General features: G+C 57.9%; 13 protein-coding genes and 1 tRNA gene. 7 read left to right on the plus strand and 7 right to left on the minus strand.

Annotated features, from left to right (window positions below):
* The first annotated feature begins 199 nt into the window (after positions 1-199).
* The gene (locus AC0V6K_RS02465; RefSeq protein WP_472624450.1) at positions 200-4,288 is read left to right on the plus strand and encodes an autotransporter domain-containing protein; all 4,089 of its coding nucleotides are present in this window, start codon (positions 200-202) and stop codon (positions 4,286-4,288) included.
* 122 nt (positions 4,289-4,410) lie between these two features.
* Positions 4,411-4,710, plus strand: coding sequence for a hypothetical protein (locus AC0V6K_RS02470; protein ID WP_472624452.1), 300 nt, complete (start codon positions 4,411-4,413; stop codon positions 4,708-4,710).
* Positions 4,711-4,779: 69 nt separating this feature from the next.
* Here AC0V6K_RS02470 and AC0V6K_RS02475 read toward each other — a convergent pair whose 3' ends face one another.
* Positions 4,780-7,590, minus strand: coding sequence for a YadA-like family protein (locus AC0V6K_RS02475; RefSeq protein WP_472624454.1), 2,811 nt, complete (start codon positions 7,588-7,590; stop codon positions 4,780-4,782).
* Positions 7,591-7,698: 108 nt separating this feature from the next.
* Between AC0V6K_RS02475 and AC0V6K_RS02480 the strand changes: the two genes are divergently transcribed.
* Positions 7,699-9,408, plus strand: coding sequence for a bifunctional helix-turn-helix transcriptional regulator/alpha/beta hydrolase (locus tag AC0V6K_RS02480; protein ID WP_472624456.1), 1,710 nt, complete (start codon positions 7,699-7,701; stop codon positions 9,406-9,408).
* 291 nt (positions 9,409-9,699) lie between these two features.
* Here the strand turns inward: AC0V6K_RS02480 and AC0V6K_RS02485 are convergent.
* Positions 9,700-9,789: transfer RNA gene (locus AC0V6K_RS02485), tRNA-Ser, on the minus strand.
* A gap of 157 nt (positions 9,790-9,946) precedes the next feature.
* Between AC0V6K_RS02485 and hspQ the strand changes: the two genes are divergently transcribed.
* The gene (gene hspQ / locus AC0V6K_RS02490; RefSeq protein ID WP_472624458.1) at positions 9,947-10,327 is read left to right on the plus strand and encodes a heat shock protein HspQ; all 381 of its coding nucleotides are present in this window, start codon (positions 9,947-9,949) and stop codon (positions 10,325-10,327) included.
* Positions 10,328-10,335: 8 nt separating this feature from the next.
* Here the strand turns inward: hspQ and AC0V6K_RS02495 are convergent, their stop codons facing one another.
* A complete protein-coding gene (locus AC0V6K_RS02495; protein WP_472624460.1) occupies positions 10,336-11,223 on the minus strand; it encodes an ABC transporter permease in 888 nt (295 codons plus the stop codon).
* A gap of 78 nt (positions 11,224-11,301) precedes the next feature.
* Between AC0V6K_RS02495 and AC0V6K_RS02500 the strand changes: the two genes are divergently transcribed.
* From AC0V6K_RS02500 to AC0V6K_RS02510, 3 genes are all read left to right on the plus strand, one after another.
* Positions 11,302-12,000: a GcrA family cell cycle regulator gene (locus AC0V6K_RS02500; RefSeq protein ID WP_472624462.1), complete on the plus strand. Its 699-nt coding sequence runs from the start codon at positions 11,302-11,304 to the stop codon at positions 11,998-12,000.
* A gap of 72 nt (positions 12,001-12,072) precedes the next feature.
* Positions 12,073-12,600, plus strand: a complete 528-nt coding sequence (locus AC0V6K_RS02505) for a DUF1993 family protein (RefSeq protein ID WP_472624464.1) — start codon at positions 12,073-12,075, stop codon at positions 12,598-12,600.
* Positions 12,601-12,607: 7 nt separating this feature from the next.
* Positions 12,608-13,561, plus strand: coding sequence for a DUF481 domain-containing protein (locus AC0V6K_RS02510; protein WP_472624466.1), 954 nt, complete (start codon positions 12,608-12,610; stop codon positions 13,559-13,561).
* Position 13,562: 1 nt separating this feature from the next.
* On the opposite strand, the gene AC0V6K_RS02515 is transcribed toward AC0V6K_RS02510, so the two are convergent.
* The 4 genes from AC0V6K_RS02515 to truB form a co-directional block, all read right to left on the minus strand.
* Positions 13,563-14,237, minus strand: coding sequence for a polyamine aminopropyltransferase (locus tag AC0V6K_RS02515; RefSeq protein WP_472624468.1), 675 nt, complete (start codon positions 14,235-14,237; stop codon positions 13,563-13,565).
* A gap of 68 nt (positions 14,238-14,305) precedes the next feature.
* Positions 14,306-16,585: a polyribonucleotide nucleotidyltransferase gene (pnp, locus tag AC0V6K_RS02520; RefSeq protein WP_472624470.1), complete on the minus strand. Its 2,280-nt coding sequence runs from the start codon at positions 16,583-16,585 to the stop codon at positions 14,306-14,308.
* A 207-nt stretch (positions 16,586-16,792) separates the two neighbouring features.
* Positions 16,793-17,062 (minus strand): 30S ribosomal protein S15, encoded by a 270-nt coding sequence (gene rpsO / locus AC0V6K_RS02525; protein ID WP_472624472.1) that lies wholly within the window; start codon positions 17,060-17,062, stop codon positions 16,793-16,795.
* A 13-nt stretch (positions 17,063-17,075) separates the two neighbouring features.
* Positions 17,076-18,080 (minus strand): tRNA pseudouridine(55) synthase TruB, encoded by a 1,005-nt coding sequence (truB, locus tag AC0V6K_RS02530; protein ID WP_472624474.1) that lies wholly within the window; start codon positions 18,078-18,080, stop codon positions 17,076-17,078.
* Between the last annotated feature and the right edge of the window lie 22 nt (positions 18,081-18,102).

Consider the following 18,102-nt stretch of genomic DNA (forward strand, 5'->3'; position numbering starts at 1 on the left):
CTGGCTCCTTTGTCATGCCCATTCTCCTTTTATAATAATAAAATCAGTGTTTTAGGTAATAGGCTATGCCTATTAGACCCATTGAAACCTTGTATTATACGGCCCGACATTCTGCTCATATCTGACTGCCTCGGAAGGCGGACAAACTCACGACCCCTTGGTCCGCCTTCCACCCAAATATGGACTGAAAGGCAGCACAATGAAAACTCCAAACCCCCAAGGCAAAGCGCCCACTATCGGTCGCCTGCTCATCACCTCATCTTCAATCGCATTGCTTTCAACAGGTGCAGCGCACGCGCAGCAAGTCATTGTTGATGGCGACAATATGACTGTCACTTCGACGGCGGATGGAGAAACAATCTCCACCGCAGCAGGTGTCACAAGCACCGTTGCCGGTGCTCCTGTTGTCGTAGTCGACAACAACGATGTTACGGTCGACAATTCAGGTACACTTGCAACCACCGGCATCACACAAACTATCCAGGTGAACCAAGGCACGACTGGCGCTGAGATCAACAATGCAGCGACCGGACGTCTCGAAGGTGAATCGCGCGTGATCAACGTCGATGGAAGCGACGTGACAATTAACAACAGCGGCGTCATTCTTGGCACAGGCGATCAGCGCAATGGCGCGATCTACGGCAACCGCTCTTCCAACAACATCACTATCAACAACTCGGCAACAGGCGTCATCGACGCGGGCATGGGCAATGACGGTGCAGCCATCTCTATCGAAGTTGGTGGTATGGGACCTCGCTCAGGCTCCATTACCAATGACGGCATTATTCAAGGACGCGGCCAAGCCGCTGCTCCAGCCGGAACGGCAGGCGATGGTATCCGATTCTTCGGTCCTGGTCTTGCACCGACCTATCGCTATGACGGCGACATCACCAACCGTGGCACGATCGCTTCCGAAAGCGCAGTTGGTCCGGTCGCTGGAATCCGCTTTTCGGACCGTATCGAATTCGGCGGAACGCTGACTAACGAGGCATCTGGCACCATTTCAGGCGTGTGGAACGGCGTCTACTTTGGAAACGCAGATCTTACAGGCGGCGTGGTCAACAATGCTGGCACGATCAGCTCCAACAGCCGCGCGTTCAACATCGATGGGACTGGCTTGGTCGTAAACAACACAGGGTCCATCATGGGAACTGGCAACCAACGCAACGGCACGGTCTATGCGGACAGCACAGCCCAGGGTTTCGTACTCAACAACACCGGTACCATTGATGCTGGCATGAGCAACGAAGGCGCTGGCTTCTCTGTGGAGCTGGATGCCGCGGGCAACGAGTTCACGATCGACAACTCGGGCGTGATCCAAGGTCGCGGGCAAGCATCGGCGGGGACTGGCGCCGCTGGCGACGGACTTCGTTTCGAACGCACGCGTGTTGGAGGCATTCTGGAGGGTTCGACAACCGGCCTCTTTACAGGAACGATCAACAACTCCGGTACGATCGACTCCGAAGCGATTGCCGGCACCACCGCGGGCATTCGCTTCGTGAACGGTGTGTCGTTCCAGGGCGTCATAAACAACTCCGGCACGATCTCTGGTGTGAACAACGGCCTCTATTTCGGTAACCCAGTCCCCGCTGGCGGGGCAGACCATACCGGAGGCGTCGTAAACAACCTTGCCGGCGGCGTGATTAGTTCTGACAGTCGCGCGCTCAATATTGATGGAAGCGGTCTTGTGGTTAACAACGCTGGCACCATCCTTGGCACTGGGAACCAGCGCAATGGAACCGTCTACGCAGACAGCACCGCGCAAGGCTTCACGCTCAACAACACTGGCACAATCGATGCTGGTATGGGCAATGAAGGTGCCGCTTTCTCAGTTGAGCTGGCATCTGCCGGTTCTGGAGGTAGCGCGTTTGACATCAACAATGATGGCGTGATCCAAGGCCGCGGCAACGCTGCTGCCGGCGCCGCAACTGCAGGTGATGGCCTGCGCTTCGAGCGTTCGCGCAACATGGGTGTTCTGGATGCAACCACTGACGGTTTGTTTGTCGGCGACATCACCAACACCGGTACGATTGACAGCGAAGCTGCCAATGGCACCGCAGCTGGTATCCGGTTCGTCAATGGTGTGAGCTTCCAAGGCGTACTCGATAACTCAGGTACGATCTCGGGAGTTCAGAACGGCCTGTATTTCGGCAATCCGACCCCTGCTGGCGGCGGTGATTTCTCGCAAGCCACAGTCAACAACTCGGGAGTGATCAGCTCTGGTAGCCGAGCTCTCAACATCGATGGCTTTGGCCTAACGGTGAACAATCTCGCCAGCGGCCAGATCCTTGGAACAGGCAACCAGCGTAATGGCACCGTCTACGCCGACGGCACGGCCGATAACTTCGCCTTCAACAATGCCGGTGTGGTTGACGCGGGTTCTGGAAATCAAGGCTCTGGCTTTGGCGCAGAAATTGGCGGAGCAGTTGACGGTGCAAACACCTTCGACCTGAGTAACTCCGGCACCATTCAAGGCCGCGGGCAGGCGTCACCCATGGATGCACAAGCTGGTGACGGCGTGCGCATCGGCAATGTCGGCAACACAGGCGTTTTTGATGGAACGATCACCAACTCCGGCCTGATCAACTCTGAAAGCGTCCAAGGTCCCGTTGCTGGCGTACGTGTCGTAAACGGCATCGATTTCCAAGGCGCCTTGACCAACTCGGGCACGATCTCAGGTGGTAATCACGGCATTTATCTTGGTGCAGGTGACCACACCGCAGCTGTGATCACAAATTCCGGAACTCTGTCGGGCGGCGTCAACGCATTCTTCGCTGGCAATGCTCTTTCTGCAGTGAATGTCGTGAACAATGGCGGAACTCTGATTGGGAACTTCGTTGGGACCGCTTTCGATGACACCCTTTCAATCACAGGCCTGGGAAATTCGATCCAAGGCGATGTTCTAAACTCGGTTGGGGTCAGCACCGATGCCGGAAGCACAACGGCTTTTGTCGGTGCGCGTTCGATCAACGGAAGCCTCATCAACGCCGGCACTCTGAGCTTCGAACTGGGTGTCGATAGCTTGGCGGTGGACGGCGATGTTGTCCTTGAAAACGGCAGCATAGTGAATGTCGCCACGTCCCAGATCACAGCGGCCGACATCGGTTCGACAATCGATGTCATCACCGAGACAGGCACATTCACCAACAATGGTGTGGCTGTAAACGTGACCGACAGCGACTTCCTGGTCGACTATTTTGTCAATCTCGGATCGGTTTCGGTGACGGTAGGCGCGACTGACCTTACCAATGTGTCCGCCGATGCAAACATCGGCAACTTTGGCGCCGCGCTTACGTCGGCAGTGTCGAACAACCGCCTGCCCGTAAACGTCTTCTCAGCATTGAACGCTTCGGCGTCGGCTTCCGATTTCGAAGACACTGCTTTGGCTTTGCTTCCCGCAATCAATGACGGTGTGACCCGCGAGATCTACGAAACTCAACGTTTCGCCAGTTCGCAGGTTGAGGATCGTTTGAGCGGAAGAGGTGTCGGACTGTGGGGAGCAGCTTTTGCCCGCGGCGTCGACGCAGATGCAAGCAGCCTCAGTTCGCTTGGCTATGATGCCGAAGCAACTGGCTTCACCATCGGTCTTGATGGGAAAGTTGGCGAGGAGGCGACCGTTGGAGTTCTGTTCAACTATTCGGATATCAATGTTGATGCGAATGGCGGTGCAAATGCTGTCAGCGAAATCGAAGCTCTGCAAATCGGTGCTTATGCTGGTATCAATCTAGGTTCTGCTTATCTCAATGGTGAACTTGGATATTCGACCTCCTCGGTTGATAACCGTCGTACAGCGATCGGTGCTCCGGTCTCAGGCGAAAGCGATGTCGATGGTGTCTATGCGAGCTTCAATGTCGGCTACGACATCGATACCGGAGGTGTAAAAATCACGCCAAGCGGCGGTCTTCGCTATGCCGAACTCTCGCGTGACACCTTTACCGAAACTGGCGGTCTGGGCCTGACGCTCGATAGCGATAGCGTGGAGTTCCTTGAAGCGCGTGTCGGATTGCGTGTGGCGGGCAAAGGCAAATCCGGTGCTGTGCCATTTGTTAGCGTCGACTACGCCTACGACTTCAGCAACGATCCGTTTGCAGTAGCCGGCTCTTTCAACGGCGGCGCGGACAGTTTCGTACTGGTCGCAGATGATGCATCGGAAGGTCGGTTCGACATCGGTGCTGGCATCGACTTCATCAAGGAAGGCAAATTCTCCCTAGGCGCAGAATATCGCGGGCGCTTTGCCAGCGGTTACCAATCGCACGCCGGTGGTTTGAATGTCCGCCTTGAATTCTAAGTAGCTCCAACTTGGGCTGCCTTAGGCCAAGGGAAGCCAGTCGGGTCCTCCTCCCGGCTGGCTTTTCCTTTGCCAAAGCGCCTAATGCCCTTTCCCGGGCGCAAAAGGGCACGCCCAACAAGGTGCAATCGCCCATCAAGGAAGCGGCAAGGGAATACACAGCTGAGGTCCTTGAGACGCTCGCAGCCGTTATGCAGGACAAAGATCAGCCGGCCACCGCAAGGGTGAGCGCCGCCAATGCCATCCTCGATCGCGCCTATGGAAAGCCCAAGCAGGCCCTAGTTGGCGATGATGAGGGCGCGCCCCCGATTGCGGCAACAGCAATCGAGCGAACCATAATTGACCCAGCCAAGATGACAGATGCCGATGTCGAGGAAGAGCTCAAGCTCCGGCTGCGGCTGGGGCCGAAAGGGATGAGATAGCGAAAACCTCAGTGAGTAAAGCTGACATCACTTTCGCGCTTGATGCCCACTTTCACACATACCAGTGTTCTAGAACCCGAAGGCGACGCCGACGCGGCCACCTGTGCTTTCCGGTGCAGTAGAGCCTGCAATGCCTGCCGAGATGTAGACCTTCTCTGCCACGCGGGCCGAGATGGAGCCGGCAAAGCCTTGCTCGCCCTGATAGGTCGAAGCGTTGAGGCTGAACGAGACCGTGCTGTCGGGCACCACCATCTGACCACCAAGAGCCATGCTGGCCGCGATGCCGCCGGTCAGACGGTCATCAAGGTCTTGCAGTTGGAACTCCAGCCCCGTCACACGGCTATCGAGTGCGAAGACGCTATTCTCCAGCGCGTTAAACTGCGCGTCCGTAATCGCTGACATGGCATCCATCGAGACACGGATATTCGCGACTGAAGCGGCTGTTGCGACAGCTGTGGTGCCAAGCACGCCATTGCCATCTACCGTCACGGCTTCAACCGGGCCAACCTGCGCCGCGGTGGAAGCCGCAACATCACCAATCCGCACCGCGCTACCTGCACCGCCGATGGTGACCTGGTTGGCAGCTGTGGTCGTTGCACCTGCACCAATCGCGGTTGAGCCAGTTTGCGCGGCCACGGCTTCAAAGCCGACGGCGGTTGATTGTGTGCCACCAGCTTGCGCGAAATTGCCTACGGATGTGGCAAAAGCACCTGCTTCGGCCTGACTTCCCACAGACGTACCGCGCGTACCGGTTACCAATGAGTTAGCGCCGACTGCGGTGCCAGAATTGCCCTCCACCCGCGCAGCTGAGCCAAATGACGAACCGTTCTGCGCCAGAGCACGGGCGTTGACCCCTGCGGCGAAGGCATTGCCAGCCTGCACGTTGGCGTTGCGTCCGATGGCCATGCCGTTTGCCCCCGTTGCAGAAGCATCAACCCCGAACGCGACCGCGTCCTGTTCCTCTGCAGTTGCGCCACTACCAATGGCAACGGCGCGAAGGGCGGAGGCGTTTGTGTCGGCGCCCAATGCGACTGCGCTTTCAGCGGTTGCTTGAGCGCCCAAATCATCGACATCGCCTGCATCTGCCCCGATAGCAATTGCGCTATCGCCCAGCGTGGAAACGCCTTCTCCAATGGCGATGGCGCCAGCCCCTTCGGAGTTCGAATCGGCACCCAGAACGATCGCTCCATCACCGATTGCCCGACTAAACTTGGTCCCCAAACTATCATCGTCCACGCCGTCACCGCCGATTACGATGGCTCCGGTTCCGTATGCATTACCGGCGCCAACAGCGATAGATTGATCGCCACTGGCTAACGCGCCTCTTCCCAGCGCTGTCGATCCGTCTCCCACGGCATTCGCAAAGGCACCAAACGCGGAAGCTTGGTAACCAAATGCGTCAGAAAGGTATCCGACCGCAATTGAGTTCTCGGCCTCAGCATTTGCTTCAAGGCCAATCGCGATGGCCCTCAAATCGCTGGCGTTGGTGTCAGCGCCGAGCGCAATTGCATTGGCCGCTATCGCCTGAGCTCCAAAGATATTGGCATCGTTTCTGCCTCCTATGGCGATCGCTTGATCTCCAGTGGCTTCAGCCCCTTCACCAATAGCAACCGTTCCGATTGCTGAGGCGTCCGCGTTATCACCAATGGCCACCGCGCGTTCAGCAGAGGCGGAGGTGCTTCTGCCAATTGATATCGCGTCCTCACCGCTGGCGTCAGAGAATCTGCCCAAGGCTACAGCCGACTCGCCGCTTGCAATTGCGTTCAGACCTATTGCTGTGGCCGCGATTGCATCAGCAACTGTTCTTTCTCCAATCGCTATCGATTGGTCTGCTGTCGCTTGGGCGCCTTGCGTAAACGTGGTCAGGCCGTCGCCGCCGCCGATCGCCACAGATCCCACGCCTGACGCGTCTGATTTAGCACCAAGAGCGATAGCATAATCGCCATCGGCATCTGCGAAATCGCCGATGCCAATCGCGCCTTCGGCATTACCTCTTGCAAGGTCACCGATTGCGATCGCACCATCAAACCTAGCCGCTGCTATATCACCGATGGCTATGGCTCCATCAGCCAATGCATCAGCTCCGTCACCAAGCGAAACAGCCCCGTCCGCATTTGCGATAGCGTTGTCGCCGACCGCAATTGCTCCGTCCTCGATTGCTTGCGCCGTGTCCCCAATCGCAATTGCGCCATCTACTGTGGCTTGTGTGCTGTCTCCCAACGCGATTGCACCTGTTGCGTCGGACTGGGCCAGCTGGCCAATTGCAATCGCCCCTGAAACACTGGCCGCCGCGCTGTCACCCAACGCGACTGAGCCGATGGCGCTGGATTGGGCAAGGTCACCGATGGCAATCGCTCCGTTCTGGGTTGCCTGTGCCGTGTCCCCAATCGCAACAGCGCCATTGACCGTAGCATCGCTGTTTACGCCGATAGAAATGGCTCCAAGCCCAACCGCTTGTGCGTTGCCGCCCAATGCAACCGCGCCCACTCTTGTGGCATCGGACTGAAAGCCAATGGCGATAGAATCTTCAAGCGTAGCCGTCGCAACATTGCCGACAGCGATGGCGCCTTCTCCTGAAGCGGTCGGGTTATTGCCAATGGCGATGCTGCGATTGCCGGATGCGGTTGATGCCGTACCAACGGCGGTTGAAAAGTCGCCTGTTGCCGAAGCGCCCACGCCGCACGCGGTCTGACCGTTGGCGTCCTCCGAATCCGCTCCGCCATCATTGTCTGTAAGATCAACATCGCCATCATCATCGCGGTCCAGCAGGCAATCATCGGCCTTTGCCGGAGCGCCTGCGATCAATGCCGCGAAAGCGAGTGCACCGGTGCCGGCCAAAAGAGCCGCGCGCACTGGATTGAGTGTATGAGATTTTGCCATGAATCATCCTCCTTCAAAACTGTGCGGGAGGATTGGCTCAAGGCGGTTCAGGCTGTCATACCTCACAGAGGGTATGCGCCTGAAATTGCCGTGATATAGTCGTCGAGCATGACCGAAAACGGACGTGATATTGACCTGGATATTGTCTCCACATCATGGCGATCGCTAACCGATAGCGAAGCCTATGATGCCATGCTCAATGCGTGGGAACGTAAGTTTTCGGCGATTAATCGTGAACCGCGTATCCCTTTGATTGACAGCGTGCTGCGGCGCCAATTGGCCTCGATCGAAGAGCTTCTTCTGGAAGACCGCAATGCAGTGCGGATCGAAGACCCGCTGGAAGAAGCCGTCTCGCAAACTCCTGCGCCTGCCATGGTACTGACACCCAATGGGCTGGTCGCCGCGCTGAATGACGGTGCGGCTGAGTATTTCGGGGTCCAACAAGGAGTCAGCGCCGGAACCGATTGGGTTCGCGATGACTCTCTGGCCGATTTTCGAGCAGTGCGGTCAAGCGGGCTGGGAAAAGGGAACACAGACTACGCGATTGTCCGCATCGTTCCTAAGGACGGCTACGACGCCTTGGCCGAGGTCTATCAGCTTGAATCTGGCGGAGTCCCGCAGCCGTATACGGTCGTTCGTTCGCTAGAGCTCGAATGGCTTCCGGCTGTTTCGACCGCGCTCAAAAAAGTGTTCGGTTTCACGAACGCTGAAACTGAGATCGCCCGGTTGCTGTTTGTATATCGTGATTTCCAGCTTGTGGCTGACCAAAGAGGCGCGTCTCTGGCAACAGTTCGCACTCAAGTGAAGAGCATATTGGGTAAGGCTGAGGTGCATTCAAAGGCCGAGCTGATCAGGGTTTTAGCTCTCTTGTGCGCTCGTGCGGCATTTCAGCGTGAGCGCGTGGATCTGACTTGGTCCGATCCGCTGGGACGCGAGAAGCTCATCACACGCAGAGATGGCCGGAAACTCGCCTATAGCTGGATGGGTGCGGAGGATGGCGAGCCGATACTATTCGTCGCCGGGCAGACATCATTCTCCTTCCTTCCAGACTCAATGTGCAAAGATCTGGAGAAACGCGGCATAAAGCTGATTGCTCCTTCGCTCCCCGGGCACGGAAACAGCGATCCTGTGACCACACAGGACCAAATGGTCGATGGGGGCGACGCCGTTGAGGAGCTCTGCGAAGCGCTGGGCATTCAACGCATACCGATCGTGACCAGCCGGGGCGGCCAGTTCTATATGATCCATCTCGCTATGCGCAGACCGGATCTAGTATCGGCACTATTGTGTATCAGCCTCCCATGGAACATCGCGCCTAGCCGCCTTTCAAGTCTGCCGCGCAATCAGCTCACAATGGTGAAGCTGGCGGAAGATGCGCCAGCCGTGCTCGATATCGTATGTCGAATTGGCTATCGGATGGTGAAACAACGGGGCCCCGACTTCTATCTTTCGCGCGGTTACACCGATTCCAGTGTCGACATCGAGACGCTTGCCGATCCTGAGGTGAAAGCCTTACTCCGCGGGTCTATCCGCCATGTCCTCGCCCAAGGTCATATGGCTTTTAGGCGCGAACAAGAGATGTGCGCGACGAAAGATGTAACTGGTTGGGTGCCGAAGCTACAGATGCCTTTGCATTGGCTTGTGCCCGGGCAAATCGGTTCGATTGTGGCCGCAGATCTCGACTACATTCGCGGGCTAAATCCGCTCGTATCGCTGGAAGTCGTGGAGGGCGCTGGTGAACTGATTCCATATCAGCGCCCCGATCTGTTTGTCGATCGTGTGGCAAGTCTGCGAAACGACGCCGTGAACATCAAGTAGGCGAGGGTAGTTCTGAGTCTCCAATGAGGCCCCACGCATCTGACGTTTCTGATAGACCGCTCATGAATCTGAAGCTCGGTTTATATCTAGTCTGTTTGTAGGTCGTGAGCGGACTGGCTGCTTTTCTACTTCAATTTGCAAGAGCCGCTGACAGGCATAGGCCGCAAGCAATGCTGCTGTATCTTTAGCTAGGCCAGGCCGTGCTGTGACCGCAACCAAGCATTGTCTAGGACACCTTTAGGCACATCTCGACAGATCTGAGCCCAAAACCTTAGGGTCTGCGGGATTTTGTGGCGGAGAGACAGGGATTCGAACCCTGGGTACTCGTGAGAGCACAACGGTTTTCGAGACCGCCCCGTTCGACCACTCCGGCATCTCTCCGCGGTGCGATAACATCGCTAATGGTCATCGGAAGCGCGCCCGTTAGCGCAGCCTCTGCGCCTTGCCAAGACCCTGCGTTACGGAAATTTCGGGCATATCTCCGTCCGCTGCGCTCTTCACGCTTGTTTTGCAGATGCGAAGGTCCATATTTCGACACATGAAGCACGCCGAGTTCTTCTCTAATCAGGCAGGCCGCACGATTGTTGCGCCGCGCCAGTCCCGCACACGCTTTGGCATAGGCGATGTGGTGCGCCACCGCTTGTTCGATTTCCGCGGTGTGGTTTTCGATATCGATCCGGTCTTCGCCAACAGCGAAGAATGGTACGAGTCTATCCCCGAAGAGATCCGCCCCGATCGCGAGCAGCCGTTTTACCACCTGCTGGCCGAGAATGAAGACTCAAGCTACGTCGCATATGTCAGCCAGGGAAATCTGCTGGCCGATGCGGATGGCGGACCTGTGGAGCACCCGACACTGCCGCAACTGTTCGAACAGTTTAAGGACGGGCGTTATCGGATGCGCCGTTCGCTGACGCATTGAGCAGCTGGTTAGTTTTTGAGCTTCCAGCCTGAGCGAAGAACCAGATAAACCAGCACAGCAATCGCCAAATTGAACGCACCAAGCCCAACAGCCGCAACCACGACGTCGCTGCTCGTCCCGATATCGCTTTCGCCTAAGAAGCCATAGCGGAAGCCTGAGATCACATAGAAGAACGGGTTGGCGCGGCTGATGGCTTGGAACGCTGGGGCGAGGTTTTCAATCACGTAGAATGTGCCCGAAAGCAGTGAGAGCGGCGCAACGATGAAGTTGCTGATCGCCGCGTTGTGATCGAATTTCTCGGCCCAGATAGAAGTCGCAAGGCCAATCAGCCCCAGCATCACGCTGCCCATTAGCCCAAACCAGACAACCGCCCATACGTGCTCAATGCCCAAGGAAACGCCGGGCCAAAGCAGCATGGCGAGCGAAACCGCTCCACCCACCATAATGGCGCGCGTGACGGCCGCGCCAACGATAGCGCCCATCAATTCGCCGGGTGACAGCGGCGGCATCAGGTAGTCGATGATCGTGCCCTGTATCTTGCCCCCGAGCAGCGAGAAGCTGGAATTGGCGAAGGCATTTTGCATCATGCCCATGACAATCAGGCCCGGCGCAACAAAGGTCGCGAATGGAACGCCCAACACCTCGCGCCCTTCACGGCCTAAAGCGACCGTGAAAATGACCAAAAACAGTAAGGTTGTGACCGCTGGAGCCCAAATCGTCTGCGTCTGCACCTTGAGAAACCGGCGCACCTCCTTCATATAGAGGCTCCACACGCCAATGCGGTTGATCCCGGTGATAATCGGCTGACCACGTGGCGGGAACCGGGTGCTCCCCCCGGCCAGATTTTCAACGGGAGCAGCGTCCGTTTTATCGGTGGCGTAAACTGGATCAGTCATGGCATGGCGCCTACGGCTTCGATCCGCCGCTTGCAAGACGGGTGCTGGATTAGAGATAGAACGAAAGAGCATCGATTTATGAGTTGGACTGACGAGCGCATCGCAACGCTCAAAAAGATGTGGGAAGGTGGAAGCACCGCCAGCCAAATCGCGGAAGAACTGGGCGGCGTCAGCCGTAATGCCGTGATCGGTAAAGCGCACCGGCTTGGTCTCAAGTCGCGCCCCTCCCCGGTGAAAGCCAACCAGACCAAAAAGGCGGCCGCCAAAAAGGCCCCGGCCAAGCCTCCGGCGAAGAAAGCCGCGCCCAAGGCGAAGCCAGCTACAGCCAAGCCTGCGGCAAAGCCTACTGCGGCAACGACGGCAAAGGCCGAGCCGAAGGCACCATCCTCGAGCGCAAACGCCACGCCATCGCAGCCGATCCCTAACCCGACCCCTGATCTTCCCAAGATCGTTTCGGTCGGTCCGGGTGGCTTCCTGCGTCAAGGGCCCGGTGACCAGCAGGCACCAATCCCGCCCGCTCCGCCACGCCGCCTTGTTCCGGCCAAGCCAAGTCCCGAAATTGCCGACAAGACCAGTTTGCTCGATCTTTCGGACAAAGTGTGCCGCTGGCCAATGGGCCACCCGGGCGAGCCGGACTTTCACTTCTGTGGTGAAGCGGTGAACCCAGGCTTCCCCTATTGCGTCGAGCACTGCGGCCGTGCCTATCAGGCACAGCTGCCGCGTGGTGCACGCAGACCGCCACCGCCGCTGCCCTTTGGCGGACCGCGCGTTCGTTAATCACCCACACAATCAGGGCCCGGTTGCTTCGCGCTGCCGGGCCTTTTTTTCATTTGACCGGAGACAATCACCATGGCGTTTACTCTTCACCAAGCCTTCGTCCCGCAATGCCAGCAGATCCTTGGCGGCCTGCGCGGCCTGATCGACAAGGGCGAGGCCCACGTGAAAGACAACTGCCTCAAAGACGCGGAGCTGATCGAGGCATGTCTTGTCGAAGGGATGTGGACGCTGCCGTGGCATGTGCGTGCCTGCTGGGTTCACTCGGGATACGCGCTCGAGCAGGTGCAGACGGGCGAGTTCACACCCGACTTCACCGATGTGCCCAAGGATTGGGACAGCATGCGCGCCATGGTCGATGACGCTCAAGCGAAACTGGCTGCGGTGTCAGCCGATAAGCTCGAGACGATCGCTGACAACGCGACCGGCTTCGTTCTAGGCGGCAAGCGGCTGATGGAACTGACTGCGCAAAACTTCTTGCTCGGCTTCAATCAACCCAACTTCTTTTTCCACGCAACAACCTTTTACGACATCCTGCGGTCAAAAAATGTATCGCTTTCGAAGATGGATTACATGGGGCCAGTCCCCGTACTTGGAGACTAGGACCTCTATGAAAACGCTGCCATTTTCTGTCTTCTCAGCAGTTGTTGCTCTCGCCTTGCCAAGCGCGGCGCTCGCCGATGTGCCTGCCCCGGTGCGTGCTATGATCGACGCCGCGATTGAAAGCGGTGACGAGGCCAAGGTCAAAACCGTGATTGAACTGGCCAAGCAAACCAATCCTGATGATGTGGCGGAATTGGACGGCATTCTGTCTGGGTTCGAGGCGGATATGGCTGCCAATGCGGCGGCAGCTGCAGAGGCCAAAGAACAGGAAATCCGCAATGCCGGGATCTTCGAAAACTGGACCGGCAAGGGCGAATTGGGCGCATTCAGAGCCACCGGTAACTCCAGCAACACCGGGCTGACAGCAGGTATCTCGCTTACTCGAGAAGGGATCAACTGGCGCCACAAGCTGACCGGGCGTGCAGATTACCAAGAGACAAACGGCGTCGTGACGCGCGAGCAGTACTTCGCTGCATATGAGCCGAACCTTCAGATCAGTGACCGCCTATTCGCCTATGCCCTGGCGCAATATGAGCGCGATCGGTTTCAAGGCTTCTCCGGTCGATATGCGGTCTCGGGCGGGATCGGCTATCGCGTGCTGGACGAAGACAACATCAAGCTGTCCGTCAAAGCTGGCCCAGCCTATCGCATCACAGAGTTTAATGACGGCACCAGCGAAAGCCGCATCGCCGCGCTACTTGGGCTGGATTTCGACTGGGATATCTCAGACCGGCTGAAGCTAACGCATGACACCAATGCCGTGGCCGAAGGGGGCGGTAGCGCACAAGCTATCATCGATTCAAGCAACACCAGTCTCAACTTCGTCACCGGCCTGAACGCCAAGATCAGCGACCGCATTAGCGCCCGCGTTTCCTACGCGATTGAGTATGACAGCAATCCACCTTCGGGCGCTGTGCAGACGGACACCTTGTCGCGGATCACGCTGATCTACGACTTTTAAATCAGCGTCTCGTGCCAAACCAGATTGTGTGACGAGGCCCTTTGTTATTGGGCCGCGCACGCACCTCCCGCGCCTCGACCGCGAAGCCAGCATCTTTCAAGCGGCGGGTGAAGGCTGGATCGGGCGCCGCCGACCAAACGGCGAGGATGCCCCCTTGGTTCAAGGCATCGCGTGCTTTGGCGAGGCCAGTAGGCGTGTAGAGCAAATCATTGGGACCGCGCACGATCCCGTCGGGGCCATTGTCGACGTCGAGCAGGATCGCGTCGTACTTCGCGCCCTTCCCTGCTTCGTTGATCAGCTCGGCAACATCGCGCAGAGCCACCGTGCCACGCTGGTCGCCGAGCGTGTCGCCGGTCAGATGCGCCAGCGGCCCCTTCGCCCATTCAAGGATTTCCGGTACAATCTCGGCCACCACGACCTTGCCGCGGTCGGGCGCCTTTTGCAGTGCCTTGCGGAAGGTGAAACCCATTCCATAGCCGCCAATAAGCACCCGCGGTGCCTTGGCCTTTAGCTGCGCTAGGGTCAGCTCGGCCAGCTGCTCCTCGGAATACTGCATGCGCGTGCCCATCAGTTCGTCACGCCCAAGCATAATGATGAAATCGCGCCCATGGCTGACAAGCGTAAGCGTGTCGCCGTCCGGGATCTGCGCAGTAGCAATGGTTTCGCGAGGAAGCATAGCTGGTCCTAGAAACGAAAAGGGCCGCCCTGTCGAGCGGCCCTTCTCAAATTGCAGTATTGAAAGACTTAGTCCTTCAGGAAGTCGGGCATCGACGCCGGGCCATCACCACCCTTGTCGCCGCCGCCATCACGGCGCGGGCCGCGACCGCCTCGGCCACCACGGCGATCACCGCCACGGCCGCCACGACCACCCTTGTCACCGCGCGGTTCGCGCGGCGGACGGGTGTCTTCGAGCTCTTCGCCGGTTTCCTGGTCAACAACACGCATCGACAAGCGGACTTTGCCGCGATTGTCGATCTCGAGGACCTTGACCTTCACTTCGTCGCCTTCGCTGACAACGTCGGTGACTTTCTCGACCCGCTCGTTCTTCATTTCGGAAACGTGGACGAGACCGTCCTTGCCACCCATGAAGTTCACGAACGCGCCGAAATCGACGATGTTCACGACCTTGCCGTTGTAGATCTTGCCAACTTCGGCTTCCTCGACGATGCCTTCGATCCACTTCTTCGCGGCTTCGATTTCATCGGCGTTCGATGAGCTGATCTTGATCGTGCCTTCGTCGTCGATATCGACCTTGGCGCCGGTTTCAGCAACGATCTCGCGGATCACCTTGCCGCCCGTGCCGATAACGTCGCGGATCTTCGATTTGTCGATCTGCATCGTTTCGATACGCGGAGCATGCTTGCTGACTTCAGTGCGGGCACCGGTAAGTGCCTTGGCCATTTCACCAAGGATGTGCGCACGGCCGGCTTTCGCCTGCTCGAGAGCTTTCTCCATGATGTCCTTGGTGATGCCGGCAACCTTGATGTCCATCTGAAGGCTGGTGATGCCTTCTTCCGAACCGGCCACTTTAAAGTCCATGTCACCGAGGTGGTCTTCATCACCCAGAATGTCGGAAAGAACTGCGAAGTCCTTGCCTTCAAGGATCAGGCCCATCGCGATGCCCGAAACTGGACGCGCGAGCGGAACGCCCGCATCCATCATCGACAGCGCGCCGCCACAAACGGTCGCCATCGAGGACGAACCGTTGGACTCGGTGATGTCCGACAGAACACGGATCGTGTACGGGAAGTCCTCAACTGTGGGCAGAACCGGACGCAGCGCGCGGAATGCGAGCTTGCCGTGACCAGTTTCGCGGCGGCTGGTAAAGCCAAAGCGGCCCACTTCACCGACCGAGTAGGGCGGGAAGTTATAGTGCAGCATGAAGTTGCTGTAGCTGAGACCTTCGAGACCATCGATCATCTGCTCAGCGTCTTTGGTGCCGAGCGTGGTGGTGCAGATCGCCTGCGTTTCACCGCGGGTGAACAGCGCCGAACCGTGCGTGCGTGGCAGCAGGCCAACCATGGCTTCGATCGGGCGAACCTGATCGAGCTTACGACCGTCAATGCGGGTGCCGTCTTTAAGGATGGAACCGCGAACGATGTCGCTTTCGAGCTTCTTCACCAGCTTGAGCGTGCCGAGATATTCAGCCGGATCGCTTTCAGCCAGATCAGCGAAAGCTTCGCGCGCCTTTTCACGGGCAGCGTTGACCGCATCCTGACGCTCGGCCTTGTTGGTGAGCTTGTAAGCGGCTTCGAGGTCCGCGCCGATGGCAGCGCGCAGCTTGTCCATCTTTTCGGTTTTGTCTTCAACCGGGTCGAGAGCCCAAGGATCCTTTGCGGCCTGTTCAGCGAGATCAATGATTGCACCGATAACCTTGCGGCTTTCCTCGTGAGCAAACATTACCGCGCCGAGCATTTCTTCCTCGGTCAGTTCTTTCGCTTCGGATTCAACCATCATCACCGCGTCTTGTGTTGCGGCAACGACGAGGTCGAGACGGCCGTCTTCGCCCAGCGCGTCAGCGACGGTCGGGTTAAGAACATATTCGCCATCATTGGTGAAGCCGACGCGCGCTGCGCCGATCGGGCCCATAAACGGAACGCCTGAAATGGTCAGAGCGGCCGATGCCGCGATCATCGCAACGATGTCTGGCTCAGTCTCACCATCATAGCTCAGTACCTGAGCGATAACGTTGATCTCGTTGTAGAAGCCTTCAGGGAAGAGCGGGCGGCACGGACGGTCGATGAGACGCGAAGTCAGCGTTTCTTTTTCCGTGGCGCGGCCTTCGCGCTTGAAGAAGCCGCCCGGGATACGGCCGGCTGCGGAGAATTTCTCTTGGTAGTGAACGGTCAGCGGGAAGAAGTCTTGTCCTTCCTTGACGCTCTTTGCGGCGGTCACGGCGCACAGCACCACGGTTTCGCCATAGGTGGCCAGAACAGCACCGTCAGCCTGACGGGCAATACGACCTGTTTCCAGAGTGAGGGTCTTTCCGCCCCACTCCAGCGATACGGTTTTCGTGTCGAACATTGATTTTCCTTTATGACCCGCACGGCCTTATTGCGCGCACGGGGCCTACATTTGCGAGTTAGACCGGACTCGCTCCGGTGTGGGGCGTGGTTTACAAGCCCCAAGGCTAGGCCGCCGAATTGCAGCCTTTGCCCCTATTCGAGAGACGCTCTATTTTCTGCGTCCCATATGCAAGAAGCGGCCCGCAGGGGGCCGCCTCCAAAACTCTTACTTACGCAGACCCAGTTTTTGGATCAGGCTGTTGTAGCGCTCCACATCTTTCTTCTTGAGATATGCAAGCAGATTGCGACGCTTGTTGACCATCATAAGCAGACCACGCCGCGAATGATTGTCTTTGTGGTTGGCTTTGAAGTGCTCGGTCAGGTTTTTGATACGCTCGGTAAGGATCGCGACCTGGACTTCCGGCGAACCTGTGTCGCCTTTGACAGTTGCGTTGTCCTTGATGATTTCTGCTTTACGCTCGGGTGCTACCGACATGTATTTTCTCTTTCTACTCAGCGACATCGGGTAGGTTAAAACCCCTGACGACTTTCGCCGTCCCATCCTGAATTTCTACCAGCGCGATGGGACGTGCATCCAGCATCGCACAATAGAGCCCGGATGGTTGGGGCAGTTCAGACAAGACCCGGCCCTGTTGGACCGCCTGCGCGTCTGTCTGAGAGAGGGAAAGGGCCGGGATGTCGTCCAGCCCTGCCTCTAACGGCAGGAGTAGGTCAGATAATTGCGCGCCATTAGCGATTTCGTTCAACTTGTCCAGCGAAATCGCTTGGCTTTCGGTGAACGGTCCCGCCTTTGTCCGACGCAAATAGGTAACATGGCCAACCGTTCCAAGAGCGTGCGCGATATCCCGTGCCAGAGAGCGGATATAGGTGCCTTTGGAAACGTGGGCGGTGATGGTCACGCAATCCGCCAGTTCGAGCGGTGCGGAGGGGTCATAGGGGTCTGGCCGCCCGGCGGTGGTTTGGAAGCTGGAACGCAGCCCTGCCCCCTGGCCTTCATAGCCCGAACCCATAGCAAGCGAATGGATCGTCACTCGGCGCGATTTGAGTTTTACCTCTTCGCCAGCCCGCGCCCGATCATAAGCGCGCTTTCCATCAACCTTTAGAGCGGAATAAGCCGGAGGCACCTGCTCGATCTCTCCGGTGAAGTTCTCGAGCACGGCGGCGATTGCCGCCATTGGTGGGTAACGATTGACGCGTTTCACCACGTCTCCTTCGGCATCAAGCGTATCGGTCTCGGTCCCGAACTGGATAGTGAAATCGTAGATCTTGCTGGCATCAAGCATACGCCCCGCCAGCTTGGTCGCTTCGCCCAAAGCAATTGGCAGAACCCCTTCGGCCAAGGGATCGAGCGTGCCGCCGTGCCCGACCTTGATCTTGGTATACCCTCCCTCGCGCAAATTTCGCTTCACCGCCGCAACAGCCTGCGTCGAACCAAGCCCGCGCGGTTTGTCGAGGATAATCCAGCCGTGTGGCGGGGGTTTCAGGTCGCTCATGCGCCCCCGCTAAACGCAGTCA

It is taken from the genome of Erythrobacter sp. S43, from assembly GCF_057364955.1.

What these genes read in the sequence shown, in the direction of transcription:
- AC0V6K_RS02465 (WP_472624450.1), top strand. Translation starts at nt 200, where the DNA reads ATGAAAACTCCAAACCCCCAAGGCAAAGCGCCCACTATCGGTCGCCTG.
- AC0V6K_RS02475 (WP_472624454.1), bottom strand. Translation starts at nt 7,590, where the DNA reads ATGGCAAAATCTCATACACTCAATCCAGTGCGCGCGGCTCTTTTGGCC.
- AC0V6K_RS02480 (WP_472624456.1), top strand. Translation starts at nt 7,699, where the DNA reads ATGACCGAAAACGGACGTGATATTGACCTGGATATTGTCTCCACATCA.
- hspQ (WP_472624458.1), top strand. Translation starts at nt 9,947, where the DNA reads ATGAAGCACGCCGAGTTCTTCTCTAATCAGGCAGGCCGCACGATTGTT.
- AC0V6K_RS02495 (WP_472624460.1), bottom strand. Translation starts at nt 11,223, where the DNA reads ATGACTGATCCAGTTTACGCCACCGATAAAACGGACGCTGCTCCCGTT.
- AC0V6K_RS02500 (WP_472624462.1), top strand. Translation starts at nt 11,302, where the DNA reads ATGAGTTGGACTGACGAGCGCATCGCAACGCTCAAAAAGATGTGGGAA.
- AC0V6K_RS02505 (WP_472624464.1), top strand. Translation starts at nt 12,073, where the DNA reads ATGGCGTTTACTCTTCACCAAGCCTTCGTCCCGCAATGCCAGCAGATC.
- AC0V6K_RS02510 (WP_472624466.1), top strand. Translation starts at nt 12,608, where the DNA reads ATGAAAACGCTGCCATTTTCTGTCTTCTCAGCAGTTGTTGCTCTCGCC.
- AC0V6K_RS02515 (WP_472624468.1), bottom strand. Translation starts at nt 14,237, where the DNA reads ATGCTTCCTCGCGAAACCATTGCTACTGCGCAGATCCCGGACGGCGAC.
- pnp (WP_472624470.1), bottom strand. Translation starts at nt 16,585, where the DNA reads ATGTTCGACACGAAAACCGTATCGCTGGAGTGGGGCGGAAAGACCCTC.
- rpsO (WP_472624472.1), bottom strand. Translation starts at nt 17,062, where the DNA reads ATGTCGGTAGCACCCGAGCGTAAAGCAGAAATCATCAAGGACAACGCA.
- truB (WP_472624474.1), bottom strand. Translation starts at nt 18,080, where the DNA reads ATGAGCGACCTGAAACCCCCGCCACACGGCTGGATTATCCTCGACAAA.